The organism is Streptosporangium sp. NPDC002524, assembly GCF_040295985.1.
GTDB lineage: Bacteria > Actinomycetota > Actinomycetes > Streptosporangiales > Streptosporangiaceae > Streptosporangium.
The window spans coordinates 232,951-249,127 of sequence record NZ_JBEOWK010000016.1; the positions used below are offsets into that span (position 1 = coordinate 232,951).

At 71.1% G+C, this 16,177-nt stretch carries 15 protein-coding genes and 1 riboswitch; of the genes, 4 read left to right on the top strand and 11 right to left on the bottom strand.

What is annotated here, in order from left to right; genetic code table 11:
• Nucleotides 1-302: 302 nt before the first annotated feature.
• Nucleotides 303-1,193, bottom strand: coding sequence for a Rossmann-like and DUF2520 domain-containing protein (locus ABT053_RS27250; RefSeq protein WP_350972525.1), 891 nt, complete (start codon nt 1,191-1,193; stop codon nt 303-305).
• Between the two features lie 345 nt (nt 1,194-1,538).
• Between ABT053_RS27250 and ABT053_RS27255 the strand changes: the two genes are divergently transcribed.
• Complete coding sequence (locus tag ABT053_RS27255) at nt 1,539-2,480, top strand: SAM-dependent methyltransferase (protein ID WP_350972526.1); 942 nt, start codon at nt 1,539-1,541, stop codon at nt 2,478-2,480.
• Between the two features lie 297 nt (nt 2,481-2,777).
• Here ABT053_RS27255 and ABT053_RS27260 read toward each other — a convergent pair whose 3' ends face one another.
• Both ABT053_RS27260 and ABT053_RS27265 read right to left on the bottom strand, forming a co-directional pair.
• The gene (locus tag ABT053_RS27260; RefSeq protein WP_350972527.1) at nt 2,778-3,977 is read right to left on the bottom strand and encodes a cytochrome P450; all 1,200 of its coding nucleotides are present in this window, start codon (nt 3,975-3,977) and stop codon (nt 2,778-2,780) included.
• 37 nt (nt 3,978-4,014) lie between these two features.
• Entirely contained in the window at nt 4,015-4,917 is a 903-nt protein-coding gene (locus ABT053_RS27265) for a TerC family protein (RefSeq protein WP_350972529.1), read from the bottom strand.
• Nucleotides 4,918-5,150: 233 nt separating this feature from the next.
• A riboswitch (SAM riboswitch) is annotated at nt 5,151-5,266 on the top strand.
• A gap of 52 nt (nt 5,267-5,318) precedes the next feature.
• Here ABT053_RS27265 and ABT053_RS27270 point away from each other — a divergent pair.
• Genes ABT053_RS27270 through ABT053_RS27280 form a run of 3 tightly spaced genes read left to right on the top strand, consistent with a single transcriptional unit; the run spans nt 5,319 to nt 9,066 of the window.
• On the top strand, nt 5,319-6,626 hold the full coding sequence (locus tag ABT053_RS27270; protein WP_350972530.1) for an aminotransferase class V-fold PLP-dependent enzyme: 1,308 nt from the start codon (nt 5,319-5,321) through the stop codon (nt 6,624-6,626).
• A gap of 17 nt (nt 6,627-6,643) precedes the next feature.
• Entirely contained in the window at nt 6,644-7,828 is a 1,185-nt protein-coding gene (locus ABT053_RS27275) for an NADH-quinone oxidoreductase subunit D (RefSeq protein ID WP_350972531.1), read from the top strand.
• A 17-nt stretch (nt 7,829-7,845) separates the two neighbouring features.
• Nucleotides 7,846-9,066 carry an acyltransferase family protein gene (locus ABT053_RS27280; RefSeq protein WP_350972533.1) on the top strand — a complete coding sequence of 407 codons (1,221 nt, stop codon included), beginning with the start codon at nt 7,846-7,848 and terminating at the stop codon, nt 9,064-9,066.
• 321 nt (nt 9,067-9,387) lie between these two features.
• On the opposite strand, the gene ABT053_RS27285 is transcribed toward ABT053_RS27280, so the two are convergent.
• From ABT053_RS27285 to hpt, 8 genes are all read right to left on the bottom strand, one after another.
• The gene (locus ABT053_RS27285; RefSeq protein WP_350972534.1) at nt 9,388-9,840 is read right to left on the bottom strand and encodes a DUF3180 domain-containing protein; all 453 of its coding nucleotides are present in this window, start codon (nt 9,838-9,840) and stop codon (nt 9,388-9,390) included.
• A complete protein-coding gene (folK, locus tag ABT053_RS27290) occupies nt 9,837-10,334 on the bottom strand; it encodes a 2-amino-4-hydroxy-6-hydroxymethyldihydropteridine diphosphokinase (RefSeq protein ID WP_350972536.1) in 498 nt (165 codons plus the stop codon). Before folK ends, ABT053_RS27285 begins: the two co-directional genes overlap by 4 nt.
• Nucleotides 10,331-10,720, bottom strand: a complete 390-nt coding sequence (folB, locus tag ABT053_RS27295; protein WP_350972577.1) for a dihydroneopterin aldolase — start codon at nt 10,718-10,720, stop codon at nt 10,331-10,333. The genes folK and folB overlap by 4 nt, the downstream gene beginning before the upstream one ends.
• A gap of 431 nt (nt 10,721-11,151) precedes the next feature.
• Nucleotides 11,152-11,592, bottom strand: coding sequence for a nuclear transport factor 2 family protein (locus ABT053_RS27300; protein WP_350972537.1), 441 nt, complete (start codon nt 11,590-11,592; stop codon nt 11,152-11,154).
• Entirely contained in the window at nt 11,589-12,440 is an 852-nt protein-coding gene (gene folP / locus ABT053_RS27305; protein WP_350972538.1) for a dihydropteroate synthase, read from the bottom strand. Before folP ends, ABT053_RS27300 begins: the two co-directional genes overlap by 4 nt.
• A gap of 301 nt (nt 12,441-12,741) precedes the next feature.
• Nucleotides 12,742-13,326 carry a GTP cyclohydrolase I FolE gene (folE, locus tag ABT053_RS27310; RefSeq protein WP_350972539.1) on the bottom strand — a complete coding sequence of 195 codons (585 nt, stop codon included), beginning with the start codon at nt 13,324-13,326 and terminating at the stop codon, nt 12,742-12,744.
• A 2-nt stretch (nt 13,327-13,328) separates the two neighbouring features.
• Complete coding sequence (ftsH, locus tag ABT053_RS27315; protein ID WP_350972540.1) at nt 13,329-15,332, bottom strand: ATP-dependent zinc metalloprotease FtsH; 2,004 nt, start codon at nt 15,330-15,332, stop codon at nt 13,329-13,331.
• A 280-nt stretch (nt 15,333-15,612) separates the two neighbouring features.
• On the bottom strand, nt 15,613-16,170 hold the full coding sequence (hpt, locus tag ABT053_RS27320; protein WP_350972541.1) for a hypoxanthine phosphoribosyltransferase: 558 nt from the start codon (nt 16,168-16,170) through the stop codon (nt 15,613-15,615).
• Between the last annotated feature and the right edge of the window lie 7 nt (nt 16,171-16,177).

A 16,177-nucleotide genomic window follows, 5' to 3' on the forward strand; every position in this document is an offset into this window, starting at 1 on the left:
CGCGGTCGTCCGCCACGATCACTGGAACCTCCCGGGGGTGCTCCGGCTCCCGGGCCGGAGAGGAATGACGGTCATCGGAATCCGCCGGTTCCCTTCGCCGGGCGGATTCGGCTCACCGGATCAGCTAACCCGATCGGGCCGCCGGGACGGGCACCGGGTGGGGTCGCCGGAACGGACACCGGGACGGGTGGCCGGGACGGGCACCGGGACGAGCCGCCGGAACAGGCCGCCAGGGCGGGCCCCGGATCGGCGCGGGAGCCCCCAGGGCCGTACGTCACGCCCCCGGGGCCTCCCGGGGCCGTTCAGGTCCAAATGTTGCCGCCCAGGGCGTCCAGGAGGCGTTCGGCGGCCTCCGGCTTGAGCAGCCCGGCCGCCAGCGCCCGGTCGGCGGTGAGCCTGGCGAGCGCCACGTAGGCGTCCGCGGCCTCGGGGGCGGCGAGGATCAGCGCGTCCACGTGCCTGCGGACGGTCCCGGCGTCGCCGCGTACCACCGGGCCGGTCAGTCCGGCGATGCCGAGCCTCAGCACGTTCTCCAGGGCCGCGCCGAGCAGCGGGCCGAGCATCCGGCCGGGCTGCTCCACGCCGATCTTCTCCAGCAGCTCCGAGGACTCCGCGATGAGCGTCACCATGTGGTTGGCCGCCTGCGCCAGGGCCGCGTGGTAGAGCGGCCGGTCCTCGTCGGCGATCCAGACCGGCTCGCCCTCCATCTCGATGACGAGGGCCTCGGCCACCGGGCGGAGCCCGTCGGGGGCGGTCACCCCGTACGAGATCCCCGTGAGCCGGCGCAGGTCGTCGTCGCGGCCGGTGAAGGTCATCACGGGATGCAGCGCCAGCGGCAGCGCCCCGGCCTTGATCGCCGGGTTCAGCACGGCCAGGCCGTACGCGCCGCTGGTGTGGGCCACCAGCTTGCCGCGCAGGTCGGTGCCGGTCTCGACCAGGCCGGAGACCAGGCCGGGCAGCACGTCGTCGGGGACCGTCAGCAGGACGAGGTCCGCGCCGGCCACCACGTCCTCCGGCCGGGTGGGGACGAGCCCGAGCCGCTCGACCGCCCGCTCCCTGGAGGCGTCGGAGACCCCGCTCGCCGCGACCACCCGGTGCCCCGCCCTGACGAGCGCGGCGCCGAGCGCCGAACCGACCCTGCCCGCTCCAACCACTCCGACGGCCAGCCGTGCCGGGCGATCGACTGCGTCCATGACGTCCCGTCCTTCGACCATGTGGGGCTCCGTGCCCGATTGACCAGCGTAACGGGCCGTGCCGTCGCGCCCATGGCAAGACGCGTGTTCGGTAGCGGTCGGTAGCGGACCTCCGGAGGCCCGGCCTGGGAGAACCGGGAGCGTACGGGCCCCGCCTGAGGGCCCGCAGGCCCGGCTCACGAGGCGATCCGGACGGCGACGCGCCGACGCGGCATCGACCAGGATCGGGCAAACCGGTGACAGAATGTAGTCATGCATTCACTCGAAGCGTCAGCGCGAGTCGATCTCGTTCCCCCGCCCCGGCGGGTAGCGTCTGAGAGCGTGTGGCTCACCTGGCGTGCCGCGATGGAGCATGCGCTCTACGGCGAAAGCGGCTTCTATCTCCGGGAGCGCCCCTCCAGCCATTTCCGCACGTCGGTCGGCGCCTCTCCCGTCTTCGCCGAGGCCGTGCTGCGGGAGCTGGCCGCGATCGACGAGGCGCTCGGCGGTCCCGGACCGCTCGACCTGGTCGACATCGGCGCAGGCGAGGGCGAGCTGGCGGCCGGGGTGCTCGCCGCGGCGCCGCCCGCGCTCCGGTCGAGGCTGCGGGTGACCGCGGTCGACCTGGCGCCCCGCCCTGCGGCGCTGCCCGGGGAGATCGCCTGGGCGAAGGCCGCGCCGGACGGGATCCGCGGGCTGGTGATCGCCAACGAGTGGCTCGACAACGTCCCGGTCGACATCGCCGAGCAGACGGCCGACGGGCCCCGGCTCGTCATGGTCAACGTCACCGACGGCGAGGAGCGTCTCGGCGGCAGGCCCTCCGAGGCGGACCTCGCCTGGCTGGACCGCTGGTGGCCGATGCGGGCCGTCGGGGAGCGGGCCGAGATCGGCAGGCCGCGCGACAGGGCCTGGGCGTCGGTGATCGTACGGCTGGCGCGCGGCCGGGCGGTCGCGATCGACTACTCCCACGCCCTGGACGACCGGCCGCCGTACGGCACGCTGGCCGGCTACCGCGACGGGGCGATGGTCGCGCCCGTGCCCGACGGCTCGTGCGACATCACCGCCCACGTGGCGCTCGACGCCTGCGCGGCCGCCGGTGAGAGCGCCGGGGCCGTCACGACGGCGCTGACCACGCAGCGGGAGGCATTGCGCGCCCTCGGGGTCACCGGGGGGCGCCCGGCGGTCGAGCAGGCCAGGAACGACCCGCGCGGCTACCTGCAGGCCCTCGCGAGGGCCTCGGAGGAGGCGGAGCTCATCGCCGCGGGCGGCCTCGGCGGGTTCGGCTGGCTCTCGCAGAGCCGTCTCTGACCTGGCGGGCCGACACCGTTCCGGCGGGGGGCCGCCCGGCCAGGGGTTCCGAGGGTTCCGAGGTTTCGAAGGCTCGGGGGTTCCGGGGGCTCCGGGGGCTCCGGGCTTCCGAGAGCTCCAGGGTTCCGAGGGCTCCGGAGGCCCCGGGGTTGCGGGGGTTCCGGGCTTCTGGGGGTTCCGAGGTTCCGGGGGTTCCGGCGAAGCGGGCGGGGTGCCGCACGGCCGTGCGTGGCGGCACTCGGGTCACGCGCCGGACCGCTCTTGGACCCGCACCCGCTCTCAGACTCGCACCCGCTCTCAGACCCGTACCTGGAGGGATTCCAGACCGCGGATGACGTAGCCCGGTCCCCAGGACGGCTCGGCGGCGAGTTCCATCTTCGGCGCCTTGCGCAGCAGGGCGCCGAAGGACTCGATCAGCTCGACCCTCGCCAGCGGGGCCCCCAGGCAGAAGTGGATCCCGGCGCCGAAGGAGATGTGCGGGTTGTCGGCCCGGCCCACGTCCAGGCGGGCGGGGTCGGCGAAGACCTCGGGGTCGCGGTTGGCCGAGCCGAACAGCAGTGCCACCTCGGTGCCGCGCGGGATGTCGATCCCGCCCACCGAGATGTCCTCCAGCACCCAGCGTTCGAACATCTGCAGCGGGGTGTCCCAGCGCATCAGCTCCTCGACCGCCGTGGGCAGCAGGGCGTGGTCGGCGCGGAGCCGGTCCAGCTCGGCCGGGTTGCGGAACAGCGACCACCAGCCGTTGCCGGTGACGTTGACGGTGGCCTCGTGCCCGGCGTTGAGCAGCAGCACGCAGGTGCCGACCAGCTCCTCCTCGGTGAGCCTGTCGCCCTCGTCGGCCACCAGGGCGAGCGCGCTGATCAGGTCGTCCCCGGGGTCGGCCCTGCGGGCGCGGGCCAGCTCGACGAGGTAGGCGGAGAACTCCTCGGCCGCCCGTACGGCCGTGTGCTGGGCCTCGATCGACGGCTGGAGCTCGTACATGCCGCAGATGTCGGCCGACCAGGGACGCAGCAGGTGCCGGTCGGCCTCGGGGACGCCGAGCATCTCGGCGATCACGGTGACCGGGAGCGGCTCGGCGACCTCGGCGATCAGGTCCCCGCCGCCGCGCCCGACGAAGTCGTCCACCAGCTCCCCGGCCATCCGGGCGACCTTGGGGCGGAGCGCCTCGACCATGCGGGGGGTGAACGCCTTCGACACCAGCCGCCGGAGCCTGGTGTGCACCGGCGGCTCGACGTCGAGCATCCCCGCCCTGATCACCCGCCAGAACGGGTCCTGGAAGTCGGGGTCGTCCGGCCTGCCGAACTCCCGGTGCGAGGCCACGTGCAGGTAGGAGCGGCCGAGCCTGCGGTCCCGCAGCAGCGCGTTGACGTCGGCGTGCCTGGCCACCAGCCACTGGCCGGTCGGCTCGAAGAAGCTGACCGGCCGCTCTCGTCTCAGCTCGTCGTAGACGTCGTAGGGGTGGGCGACGAATTCCGGATTCCAGGGATCAAAGCGCACGTAGGCATCGTAATCCCCGGTCTCGCTGACCCCCGGCTCAGGAGCCGGGCCGCTCGTCGGGCTTTCCCCTCTCGCCCCGCTCGTCCGCCCGGCCCGCCGGAGCCGTCTGACCCGCCGGAGCCGCCTGGCCCACCGGGTTCGCCGGGGTTCCCGGTGTCTCCGGGCTCTCCGGCCTCTCCGTGCCGGTCTGGTCGTCGGCCTCGTAGCGGGAACGCAGCTCGACCGGCTTCCGCTTCTTCGCCTTGCCGCGCATCCGGATGTTCAGCAGCTCCACCAGCAGGGAGAACGCCATCGCGAAGTAGATGTAGCCCTTGGAGATGTGCTGCTCGAAGCCCTCGGCGATGAGCACGACGCCGATCAGCACCAGGAAGGACAGGGCGAGCATCTTGATGCTCGGGTGCCGTTCCACGAAGCGGCTGATCGGCCCGGAGGCGACCAGCATCACGATGACCGAGACGATGACGGCCGCGATCATGACACCCAGTTCGTCGACCATGCCGACCGCGGTGATCACCGAGTCGAGCGAGAAGACGACGTCGAGGATCATGATCTGGATGATCACCGAGGTGAAGGACGCGGCCACCCTGCCCTCGGAGTGGCCGGAGTCGCCCTCCAGGCTGCCGTGCATCTCGTGGACGCTCTTGCCCAGCAGGAACAGGCCGCCGAGTATCAGGATCAGGTCGCGCCCCGATATCCCCTGCCCGAAGACCTCGAACATCGGTTCGGTGAGTCTCACCACCCACGACAGCGCCAGCAGCAGCAACAGGCGGCTGATCAGGGCGACGGCGAGGCCGAGCCTGCGCGCCTTGTCGCGCTGTTCGGGCGGGAGCTTGCTCACCAGGATCGAGATGAAGATGATGTTGTCGATTCCCAGGACGATCTCCAGGGCGACAAGGGTGAAGAACCCTATCCATATCTCCGGGTTGGTCACCCAGTCCATTGATTTCTCCTTCGTCGGTCGGCGCATGCACACACCGTCGGCCAACTGCCCGAACGCTTGTCCGGCTGACTGCCAGGACGACCGGGAGGCGCCCGAAGTTCCTTCCCCGTCATCACGCTTCGCTGTCAAATTCGCCAAGTGCCTCCGAGGGCGCTCGCCCCGGCTCCGATACCGGGTTGATCACGTTTCGGACTTGCGAGGCACCGCGGGGTGTCGGTTATAGTTCCCCCGTAGGTCATGAGTGCCAGTGACAAGCCCCGGCTCGCTGGCCGGCAACCCTCGCGTCCGCGGCGGGGTGCCCCGGGTGAGGACCTGGTCCGGCACGAGGTGTGCCGGGCAAGCGCGGGCTCCAGGCACCTGTGTCACGGGTTGGGGTCCGATGACCTCGAAGGAGCCCTGGCATGTCCACCCTGACGATCTTCAGCACCCCCGAGAGCCCCGTCGTCCCGGTGAGCGTCCCCGAGACCCGCGCGTCCTCCGGTGACCGCCCGATCCCGGCCGTGCTCGGCTCGGACCTGGAGGTCCCGGTCAGGGGCGGCAGGCTCGTCCGCTACGCCAACCTCGACTACGCCGCGAGCGCCCCCTGTCTGGAGCCGGTGAGCGCCGCCGTCGCCGCCGCGCTCCCGGCCTACTCCAGCGTCCACCGCGGCGCCGGGTACGCGTCCCAGCTGACCACGGCCCGCTACGAGCAGGCCAGGCACACGGTCCGCGCCTTCGTCGGCGCCCGTCCCGACGACTCGGTGATCTTCACCCGCAACACCACGGACGCGACCAACCTGCTCGCCCGCAGCCTGCCCGAGGGCACCACCGCGGTGGTCTTCGAGACCGAGCACCACGCCTCGCTGCTGCCCTGGGACCGGGTCGTGCGGCTCGCCGCCCCCGCCTTCCCCGGCGAGGCCGTCCGCGCCGCCGACGACGCCCTCGCCGCGATCGACGGCCCCAAGCTGCTCGTCGTGACCGCCGCCTCCAACGTCACCGGGGAGCTCTGGCCGATCGCCGCGCTGGCCCACATCGCCCACCGCCACGGGGCCCGCGTCCTCGTCGACGCCGCGCAGCTCGTCCCGCACCGCCGCCTCAACCTGACGGCGCTCGACCTGGACTACGTGGTCTTCTCCGGCCACAAGCTCTACGCGCCGTTCGGCACGGGCGCGCTGATCGGCCGTTCCGACTGGCTCGCCGAGGCCGACCCGTACCTGCGGGGCGGCGGCGCGGTGAAGGCCGTGGAGGACGACGGCACCGAGTGGCACGACGACCCCGAGGCCCGGCACGAGGCCGGGACCCCGAACGTGCTGGGCGCCGTCGCGCTCGCCGCGGCCTGCGACGCCCTCACCGCCACCGGCTGGACCCCGCTGGTCCGCGAGGAGGAGCGCCTCCTCGGGCGCCTGCGCGCGGGCCTCGCCTCGGTCCCCGGCGTGCACGAGCTGTCCCTGTGGGGCCCGGACCACCCGCGCGTCGGCATCGTCTCCTTCGTGGTCGACGGCTTCACCGCCCGCGAGGTCGCCGAGGCCCTGTCCGGCGACTACGGCATCGGCGTCCGCGACGGCAAGTTCTGCGCCCACCCCTTCGTACGGCACCTGCTGGGCGCCAAGGACGGTGGCTGCGACGACGTCACCGCCTCCGCCGTCCGCGCCTCCATCGGCATCGGCACGACCTCCGAGCACGTCGACCGGTTGGTCGACGCCCTGCGGGATCTTGCCTCGCGCGGCTGACGTGACAGCATGGCCCTATGACTGAAGGCGCGCCCCGCGAGCTGAACGTGGGAATGGGGGCGGGAGCCGAGGCCGTGCGGGGGGCGCACGGCAAGGAGCTCGCGACCGAGGACATGATCCTCAACATCGGCCCGCAGCACCCGTCCACGCACGGCGTGCTGCGGCTGCGCCTCACCCTGGACGGCGAGCGGATCAGCTCGGCCGAGCCGGTCGTGGGCTACATGCACCGGGGCGCGGAGAAGCTCTTCGAGGTGCGCGACTACCGGCAGATCATCGTGCTGGCCAACCGGCACGACTGGCTGTCGGCGTTCGCCAACGAGCTGGGCGTCGTGCTCGCGGTGGAGCGGATGCTCGGCATGGAGGTGCCGGTCAGGGCGGTCTGGACGCGCACGCTGATGGCCGAGCTCAACCGGGTGCTCAGCCACCTGATGTTCCTCGGCTCCTACCCGCTGGAGCTCGGCGCGATCACCCCGATGTTCTACGCGTTCCGGGAGCGCGAGACCCTCCAGGCCGTGATGGAGGAGATCTCCGGCGGGCGCATGCACTACATGTTCAACCGGGTCGGCGGCCTCAAGGAGGAGATCCCCGAGGGGTGGACGGGCCGGGTCTCCCAGGCCGTGGCCGACGTGCGGCGGCGGCTGCCCGACATCGAGAACCTGGTCACCGGGAACGAGATCTTCCTCGCCCGCACGCGCGGGGTGGGCGTCCTCGACCGCGAGACGATCATGCAGTACGGCGTGAGCGGCCCCATCGCCCGCGCCGCGGGCCTCGACGTCGACCTGCGCAGGGACGAGCCCTACCTCGCCTACGGCGAGCTGCCGGTGAAGGTCGTCACCCGGTCGGCGGGAGACTGCCACGCCCGCTTCGAGGTGCTGCTGGAACAGGTGAAGGTCTCCCTCGACCTCGCCGACGCCTGCGTGGAACGCCTCCTCGACCTGCCCCCGGGGCCGGTCAACCAGCGCCTGCCCAAGGTGCTGAAGGTCCCCGAGGGCCACACGTACGCCTGGACGGAGAGCCCGCTCGGCCTCAACGGCTACTACCTGGTCTCGCGCGGGGAGAAGACGCCGTGGCGGATGAAGCTCCGCTCGGCCTCCTTCAACAACGTCCAGGTGCTGCGCGAGATGCTTCCCGGCCACCTGGTCGCGGACATGGTGGCCATCCTGGGCTCGATGTTCTTCGTCGTCGGCGACATCGACAAGTGAGGCACGGTTGGAACCGCATGATCGAACCCGGTGAGGACCAGGAGAGGGCGACCCCCGCGGCCCCCGCCACCTCAGCGCCCTCGGCGCCCTCAGCGCCCGTGGCGTCCTCGGCGCCCGTGGCGTCCTCGGCCCCCGAGGTCCCTCCGGTCGCGGACGGGCCGCGGCGCGACCGGTACGTCGACTGGCTGCGCGCGTTCAGCCTGATCGTCGTGGTCGTCTGGCACTGGGCGTTCACGATCCTGCAGTGGGGCCCCGACGGCCCCTCGCCGACGAGCCCGCTGGGTTTCACCTCCGGGCTGTGGATCCTGACGTGGCTGCTGCAGGTGCTGCCGCTCTTCTTCTACGTGGGCGGATACGTCCACCTGCTCTCGTGGAACCGGGCCTGCGAGCGCGGCGTCGGCATCGGCACCTTCGTCTCGCGGCGCATCCGGAGCCTCGCGATCCCCGCGCTGGCGCTGGCCGGGACCTGGATCGTGTTCGGCGTGCTCGTGGCGTGGGCGTTCGGGATCGAGTGGATGGACCGCGTGGTCCTGCTCGTCATCAGCCCGCTCTGGTTCATCGGCGTCTACCTCGTGCTGATCGCCCTGCTCCCGATCTCGCTCTGGCTGCACCGGCACTACGACGTGCTGGCCCTGATCTGGCTGGCGGGGGCGGCGCTCGTCGTCGACGTGCTGCGGCTGCGCTACGGGTACGAGGCCGCGGGCTGGCTCAACATGATCATCGTCTGGGGGCTCGCCCACCAGGCCGGTTTCTTCTACGACCGGGTGGTGGCGCTTCCCCGCCGCTTCGACGTCGCCATCCTGTGGACCGGGTTGTTCGCCCTCTTCGGCCTGGTCTACTCGGGCATCTACCCGGGGTCGATGGTGGGCGTCCCCGGCGACAAGCTCTCCAACATGGCGCCGCCCACCTTCGTCATCGTGGCGCTCCTGATCTTCCAGATCGGCCTGGTGGAGGTGCTGAGGCCGTCCATGGAACGCCTGCTCGAACGCCCCCGCTGGCAGCGCGTGAACGAGATGGTCAACCGGTTCGCGCTCCCGCTGTTCCTGTTCCACACGACCGGGATGGCGATCTGGGTGGCGCTGACCTGGTGGGTGGCGGGCGGCGGGCCCGGCGAGAGGGTGCGGCCGGACCTGTTCTGGTGGCTGGAGCGCCCCCTGGCCGTCGCCGGGGCGCTGGTCTGCACGCTCCCGGTCATCATGCTCTTCGGGCGCAAGTGGACGGCGAGGCGACCGCGCTGACGCGACGCCCCTCCCGGCGGAGTCCCGCCGGCGGACGGCGAGGCGTCGAAGCGACGAGGCGGTGAGGTGTCGAGGCGGTGAGGTGTCGAGGCGGTGAGGCGTCGAGGCGGTGAGGCCCGCGCGGTCTCCCGCCGACGGACGGCCGGACCCCGGCGACGGACGGCGAGGCGGGACCGGACGCGGAACCTCCACGCCGGACGCGGAACCTCTACGCCTCCGGACGCGGAACCTTCACACCACCGGGCGCGGAACCTTCACACCTCCGGACGCGGAACCTTCACACCACCGGGCGCGGAACCCCAGCGCCGCCGGGGGAGCACCTCAGCGGTCGTCGTCCGCGGAGTCCTTGGGAACCTTGCAGCAGTGCTCCAGGTACAGGGCCGAGCAGATCAGCAGCACGCACACCAGCAGCGACCCGCCGGTGATGAAGAAGTCACGGCGCGGGACCTCCTGCTCCAGCAGCTCCACCGTGTAGAGGGTGAACCCGGCGAAGATCCCGCCGAAGATCGCCCCTCCGTACGCCGACGCCTTCGCCAGGGCGGCCAGGCGGGCCACGGCCAGGGGCTCGACGGGCTTGGTGTCGGGCTTGCGCTCGATCCTGGCCTTCGTCATCCACCCGCTGTAGAACTCGCCGATCGCCAGCAGCAGCACCGTCGGGATCGCCGTCCACGGCACGGTCGGCAGGTCCGAGTAGAGCGGCTTCAGCAGCCCCCAGGTGAGGATCGCGAACACGAGGAAGATCCCGACGAGAACGCCGGGACGGGTTGGCTTCACGCGGGCCTCTGGAGGGTCAGGTCGGGGCGCGGCCGTACGTAGCCCTGATCGAGACCGGCCAGCAGGTCGGCCGCCCGGCGCCCGGAGAGGACGGCACCGGGGTCGGCCCGCACCCAGGGGACCAGCACGAACGCGCGTTCGTGCGCCCTGGGGTGCGGCAGGGTGAGGTCGGGGTCGTCCATCACGGCGTCCCCCACGGTGATCAGGTCGACGTCCAGGGTGCGCGCTCCCCAGCGCTCCACCCGGACCCTGCCGAAGGCGTTCTCCACACCTTGAGCACGATCGAGGAGCTCCCGAGGTTCCAGCGCGCTCTCGGCGATCACCACCGCGTTGAGATAGGCGCCCTGCTCGGGGCCGCCGACCGGGTCGGTCTCGTAGACCGGCGACACCGCGACGAACGTGAGCTCCGGCGTCTCGAAGAGGGCGTCGAGCGCGCCCTGAAGGGTGCCGAACCGGTCGCCCAGATTGCTGCCGAGCGCCAGGACCACCCTCATGCCCGGCCCCGGGTGATCGTCACGATCACGTCGTCGAACGGCAGCGGGATCGGCGCGGCGGGCTTGTGCACGCTCACCTCCGCCACCTGGACGAGCTCGCGGGCCAGGCAGACGTCGGCCAGCCGCTGGGCGAGGGTCTCGATCAGCTCGACCGGCTCGCCGCCCACGACCCCCGCCAGGTCCTCGGCGAGCTCGCCGTAGTGGACGGTCCTGGTGAGGTCGTCACCGGCCGCCGCCGGAGCCGTGTCGAGGAACAGGGTGACGTCGACGACGAACTCCTGGCCGAGCTCCCGCTCCGCCTCCAGCACGCCGTGCCGCCCGTGCACCCGCAGCCCCCTCAGGCTGATCCGGTCGGTGGCCGTCCTGCCCGGCCCACCCCCCGGCAGGCCGTACGCCGGCCCCCCGGACAGGCCCAGGGCCAGGTTCTCCAGCGGACCCGGCAGCAGGCCACCGGCCGGGCCGCCGACCGGCTCGTCGGCCGGATCCCCGATCAGGTCGCTGACGCCGTCGTCGATCCGCAGAGGCGTCCCGTCGCGCCCCCCGGACACGTCACCGGTCCCCGACACGTCACCGGCCCCGGGTGCGCCACCGGTCCGGGGCACGGCGTCACCGGCCCCGAAGCCGTCGTCCGCCCCGGGTGCCTCACCGGCTCCGGAACCGCCACCGGCCGGTCTCGCTTCCCTCGTGGGGTCGCCGGGCCCGCCGAGCCGCTCGTCCACCACGAACTCGTCCACCACGAAATCGCCGTCGCCGGCGGGCCGCCCCCCGGCCACCGGGTGACCGCCACCCCCGCCGGACCGTTCACCGGTGCGCTCGCTCACGCGGCTTCCTCTTCCTCGTCCTCGTCGTCTCCCTGCAGCACGGGTGAGCCGTGGTGCAGCCAGAGCCGCCACCCCGCCGACGTCCGCACGAAGGTGTTGCTCGCGACCACCTTGCCCGCCGCGAAGCTGGAATCACCTTCGTCGCCCGCCGTGAGGATGTTCTCCTCACAGGTGAGGATGGCGACGTCGCCCAGGACCATGACGCGGACGTCGGTCAGCACGAACTGGATGTAGGGCGTGTTGGCCATGATGAGCGCCCACGAGCGCAGCACCTCCTGCCGGCCGTTCACGATCGGCCAGCCGGGATGGACGCAGCTCACCTGCTCGCCCTCGATGTCCTCGGCCCAGATCTCGGTCATCCGGTCGAGGTCGGCGTCCTCGATGGCGGTGTAGAACGCCTGGTTGACCGTCTCGACGGCGGTGGTGTCGACGCTCATGATCTCGCTCCCTGAACTGCGGCAGCCACACGGACGGCGTCCGCGTTCGGACGGACGTCGTGCACGCGCACACACCAGGCCCCCGCCTGCGCGGCGAGCGCGGTCACGGCGAGCGTGGCATCGTCACTACGACTGAAAGGGCGCGGCACGCCCTCCGGGTCGGCCAGGAGGCGACCCAGGAAACGTTTCCGCGAGGCCCCGACGAGCAGCGGGTAGCCCAGCTCCCCGAGCCTGTCGAGACCCGCGATCAGCGCCCAGTTGTGTTCGGGGTTCTTGGAAAAGCCCAGCCCCGGGTCGAGCACGATCTGCTCCTCCGCCACCCCCTCGGCCAGCACGGAGGCGATCCGCTTGGCGAGCTCCTCGCGCACCTCGGTCACCACATCGCCGTACACGGCCCTGCGCTCCATGGCGTGGCTGTGCCCCCGCCAGTGCATCACGACGTACGGCACGCCCGAGGCGGCCACGACCCTCGGCATCGCCGGGTCGGCCAGCCCTCCGCTGACGTCGTTGACCAGCTTCGCCCCGGCCTCCACGGCCATCTGGGCGACCTCGGCCCGCATGGTGTCGACGCTGACGGCGACGCCCTCGCGGCTCAGCTCCCGGATGACCGGCTCGACCCTGGCGAGCTCCTCCTCCAGGGGCACCCGCGCGGCGCCGGGCCTGGTGGACTCGCCGCCCACGTCGACGATGTCGGCTCCCTGCTCGACGAGCTCCAGGCCGTGGCGCACGGCCACCGCCGGGTCGAACCACCTGCCGCCGTCGGAGAAGGAGTCGGGAGTCACGTTGACCACGCCCATCACGAGGCACCGGCCCGCGTCCGGCAACCCGGGCACACTCCACGTAGTCATGGCGACAAGCCTAGGCGTTGCGCACTGTACGCCCGTCTCGTGGGTCCGGCTTGTGCCATAACGAATCCGCACACCCGTCGCGGAGCGGACGGCCCTCGGACGGCGTCCCGCCCGGGGCGTCCGGACGGCACACGCCCTCCTCCACGTCCTCCGCGTCCTCCACCCGGGGCCCGGTGGCCCCGCGGGACCCCCGGAAGCGGAAACCCCGCCCGGACCGCCGATCGGCGGTCTGAGCGGGGTCGTGTCCGTACGAGCTCCCGAAAGCACGTGAAAAGAGGACGATTCAGCGGATTCAGCGGATTCAGTGGAGGATGAGGGCCATCGCCTCGGCGCGGGTCTTGTCGCTGTTGCGGAAGTCGCCGCGCACGGCCGAGGTGATCGTCTTGGCGCCCGGCTTGCGGACCCCCCGCATGGTCATGCAGAGGTGCTCGCACTCGATCACGACGATGACCCCCCGCGGCTCCAGCACGCTCATGAGCGCGTCGGCGATCTGGGAGGTCATCCTCTCCTGGACCTGGGGGCGCCTGGCGTACACGTCGACGAGGCGGGCGAGCTTGGACAGGCCGGTGACCTGCCCCTTCGCGTTGGGGATGTAGCCGACGTGGGCGACGCCGTGGAACGGCACGAGGTGGTGCTCGCAGGTCGAGTAGACCTCGATGTCGCGGACGAGCACCATCTCGTCGTGATCGACGTCGAAGACCGTGGTCAGGACGTCCTCGGGGGTCTGCCCCAGCCCGGCGAACTGCTCCGCGTAGGCGCGGGCGACGCGGGCGGGGGTGTCGCGGAGGCCGTCGCGGTCGGGATCCTCACCGATGGCGATGAGGATCTCCCTGACGGCACCTTCCAGCCGGGCCGCGTCGACCTGGAGCGGCTTGACACCCCCCACGCTCAGTTCACGTCCTTGGGCGCGGCATCGGGGTGACCCGTCCCCGCCGGAAGGGCGCCGTTGCCACCGGCCTCGCCCGTGGGGAGCGCGCCGTTGCCGGACTGCTCCTTGCGGGACAGGATCGGCGGGCGGTTGGAGGGCAGCCGCTTGCCGTATCCGGAGTAGGAGGGCCTCTTCTCCTTGACGACGACCGGGGCGAAGATCTGCAGCACCTGGTCGCGGGAGAGGGTCTCCTTCTCCATCAGCTCCAGCACCAGGTTGTCGAGCACGTCGCGGTACTCGACGAGGATCTCCCAGGCCTGGTCGTGGCCGGACTCGATGAGGCGGCGGACCTCCTCGTCGATCGTGGAGGCGATCTTCTCGGAGTAGTCGCGCTCGTGACCCATCTCGCGGCCGAGGAAGACCTCGCCGTTGCCGCTGCCGAACTTACGGGCGCCGAGCTGCTCGCTCATGCCGTACTCGGTGACCATGCGGCGGGCGATGGAGGTGGCCTTCTCGATGTCGTTGGAGGCGCCGGTGGTGGGCTCGTGGAAGACGAGCTCCTCCGCCGTACGGCCGCCGAGGAGCATCGCGAGCTGGTCCAGCATCTCCGAGCGGGTCGCGAGGAACTTGTCCTCCATCGGCAGCGTCATCGTGTAACCCAGGGCGCGTCCGCGGGACAGGATCGTGATCTTGTGGACTGGGTCGGAGTTGGGCAGCGCGTGCGCGACCAGGGCGTGCCCGCCCTCGTGGTACGCGATGATCTTCTTTTCCTGGTCCGACATGACGCGGGACTTGCGCTCGGGACCGGCCATCACGCGGTCGATGGACTCCTCCAGGAGCTCCATCGTGATCAGCTTCTGATCGGCCCGCGCGGTGAGCAGCGCGGCCTCGTTGATCACGTTGGCCAGGTCGGCACCGGTGAAACCGGGCGTCCGGCGGGCGATGATGTCGAGGTCGACGCCCTCGGCGAAGGGCTTGCCGCGGCCGTGCACCTTGAGGATGCCCTTGCGGCCCTCCAGGTCGGGGCGGTCGACGGTGACCTGGCGGTCGAAACGACCGGGGCGCAGCAGCGCGGGGTCGAGGATGTCGGGCCGGTTGGTCGCGGCGATCAGGATCACGCCGCCCTTGACGTCGAAGCCGTCCATCTCGACGAGGAGCTGGTTCAGCGTCTGCTCGCGCTCGTCGTGCCCGCCGCCGAGACCGGCGCCGCGGTGGCGGCCCACCGCGTCGATCTCGTCGATGAAGATGATCGCCGGAGCGTTCGCCTTGGCCTGCTCGAACAGGTCGCGGACCCGGGAGGCGCCGACACCGACGAACATCTCCACGAAGTCGGAACCGGAGATCGAGTAGAACGGCACCCCGGCCTCACCGGCGACGGCCCTGGCGAGCAGGGTCTTGCCGGTTCCGGGCGGGCCGTAGAGCAGGACGCCCTTGGGGATCTTGGCGCCGATCGCCTGGAACTTCGCCGGGGCCTGCAGGAACTCCTTGATCTCCTGGAGCTCCTCGATGGCCTCGTCGGCACCCGCGACGTCGGCGAAGGTGGTCTTCGGGGTGTCCTTGGTGATGAGTTTCGCCTTCGACTTCCCGAAGTTCATCACCCGGGAGCCGCCGCCCTGCATCTGGTTCATGATGAACAGGAAGAACAGCACGATGAGGACGATCGGCAGGAAGCTCACCAGGAGCCCGAGAAGGAAGTTCTCCTTGGGCACGTCGACGTTGTAGCCGCCGGGCAGCTTGTTGGCCGCCTTGGCGGTCTGGAGCCGGTCGGCGAGCTGCACGCCCTGACCCGTCACCCACGAGGAGTAGTAGCGCTTCTTGTCGGTCAGAGTGACCTCGATGCGCTGGTCCTTGTCGATGATCTTGGCGTTGGAGACCTTGCCCTCGTCGATCCAGCTGATGATCTGTGAGGTGTCTCGTCTCTCGAAGTTGCCCTCACCGCCCCACATCGTGGTGACGAGAAGAAGCAGAACGACGATGCCCAGGATCCACAGCAGTGGCCCACGTGTAAATCGCTTGAGATCCATCCGATGCGGAACCCCGGCGGGCCCGTCCCTTCCTGACCAGAGCCTGGCAACCCCGGGCGAACCCGGGGTTCGCGGTATCCCTAACCGCTCCAACTGACTACCCAGAGACGGCGGGAGGCCACCTCTTCGGTTGTCCGAAGGTACACCGGCGTGGCGCACGGGGTCACCGCGCGGACAGACCGGCTTTGCCCTACCAACGTACGTCAGGTAGGTCCGTGTTCCCCGCCGCTATGGGCAATGTCGCGTTTGTGAATGACTTACTTCGCGCAGGGCGTACTTTTCAGCCCGCTCCGTATACGTGGGGAGCGAGAGTCCCGATGAAGGGGAGATTGCGGTAGCGCTCGGCGTAGTCGAGGCCGTAACCGATCACGAACTCGTTGGGGATGTCGAAACCGACGTACTTCACGTCGATCGGCACCTTGATCGCGTCCGGCTTGCGCAGCGCGGCGCAGATCTCCACCGAGGCGGGGTTGCGCGACTTCAGGTTGTGGACCAGCCACGACAGGGTCAGGCCGGAGTCGATGATGTCCTCGACGACGAGCACGTGGCGTCCGGCGATGTCGGTGTCGAGGTCCTTGAGCACGCGCACGACGCCCGACGACCTGGTGCCCGCCCCGTAGGAGGAGACGGCCATCCAGTCCATCTGAACGGGCAGGTGCAGGGCCCTCGCCAGGTCCGCCATCACCATGACCGCGCCCTTGAGCACGCCCACGATCAGCAGGTCCTCACCCGCGTAGTCCTCGTCGATCCGGCTCGCGAGCTCCTTGATCTTGGCTTGGAGCTCTTCCTCGGGAATGAGGACCTTCGAGAGGTCCCTGCCCATATCGGCTGCGTCCACCTTGGGA

Bases quoted from the DNA above. Each gene is read 5' to 3' on its own strand.
- ftsH (WP_350972540.1), bottom strand. From the start codon at position 15,332: ATGGATCTCAAGCGATTTACACGTGGGCCACTGCTGTGGATCCTGGGC.
- ABT053_RS27275 (WP_350972531.1), top strand. From the start codon at position 6,644: ATGACTGAAGGCGCGCCCCGCGAGCTGAACGTGGGAATGGGGGCGGGA.
- ABT053_RS27250 (WP_350972525.1), bottom strand. From the start codon at position 1,193: ATGGACGCAGTCGATCGCCCGGCACGGCTGGCCGTCGGAGTGGTTGGA.
- ABT053_RS27270 (WP_350972530.1), top strand. From the start codon at position 5,319: ATGTCCACCCTGACGATCTTCAGCACCCCCGAGAGCCCCGTCGTCCCG.
- folK (WP_350972536.1), bottom strand. From the start codon at position 10,334: ATGAGGGTGGTCCTGGCGCTCGGCAGCAATCTGGGCGACCGGTTCGGC.
- folP (WP_350972538.1), bottom strand. From the start codon at position 12,440: ATGACTACGTGGAGTGTGCCCGGGTTGCCGGACGCGGGCCGGTGCCTC.
- ABT053_RS27265 (WP_350972529.1), bottom strand. From the start codon at position 4,917: ATGGACTGGGTGACCAACCCGGAGATATGGATAGGGTTCTTCACCCTT.
- ABT053_RS27300 (WP_350972537.1), bottom strand. From the start codon at position 11,592: ATGAGCGTCGACACCACCGCCGTCGAGACGGTCAACCAGGCGTTCTAC.
- ABT053_RS27255 (WP_350972526.1), top strand. From the start codon at position 1,539: ATGGAGCATGCGCTCTACGGCGAAAGCGGCTTCTATCTCCGGGAGCGC.
- ABT053_RS27280 (WP_350972533.1), top strand. From the start codon at position 7,846: ATGATCGAACCCGGTGAGGACCAGGAGAGGGCGACCCCCGCGGCCCCC.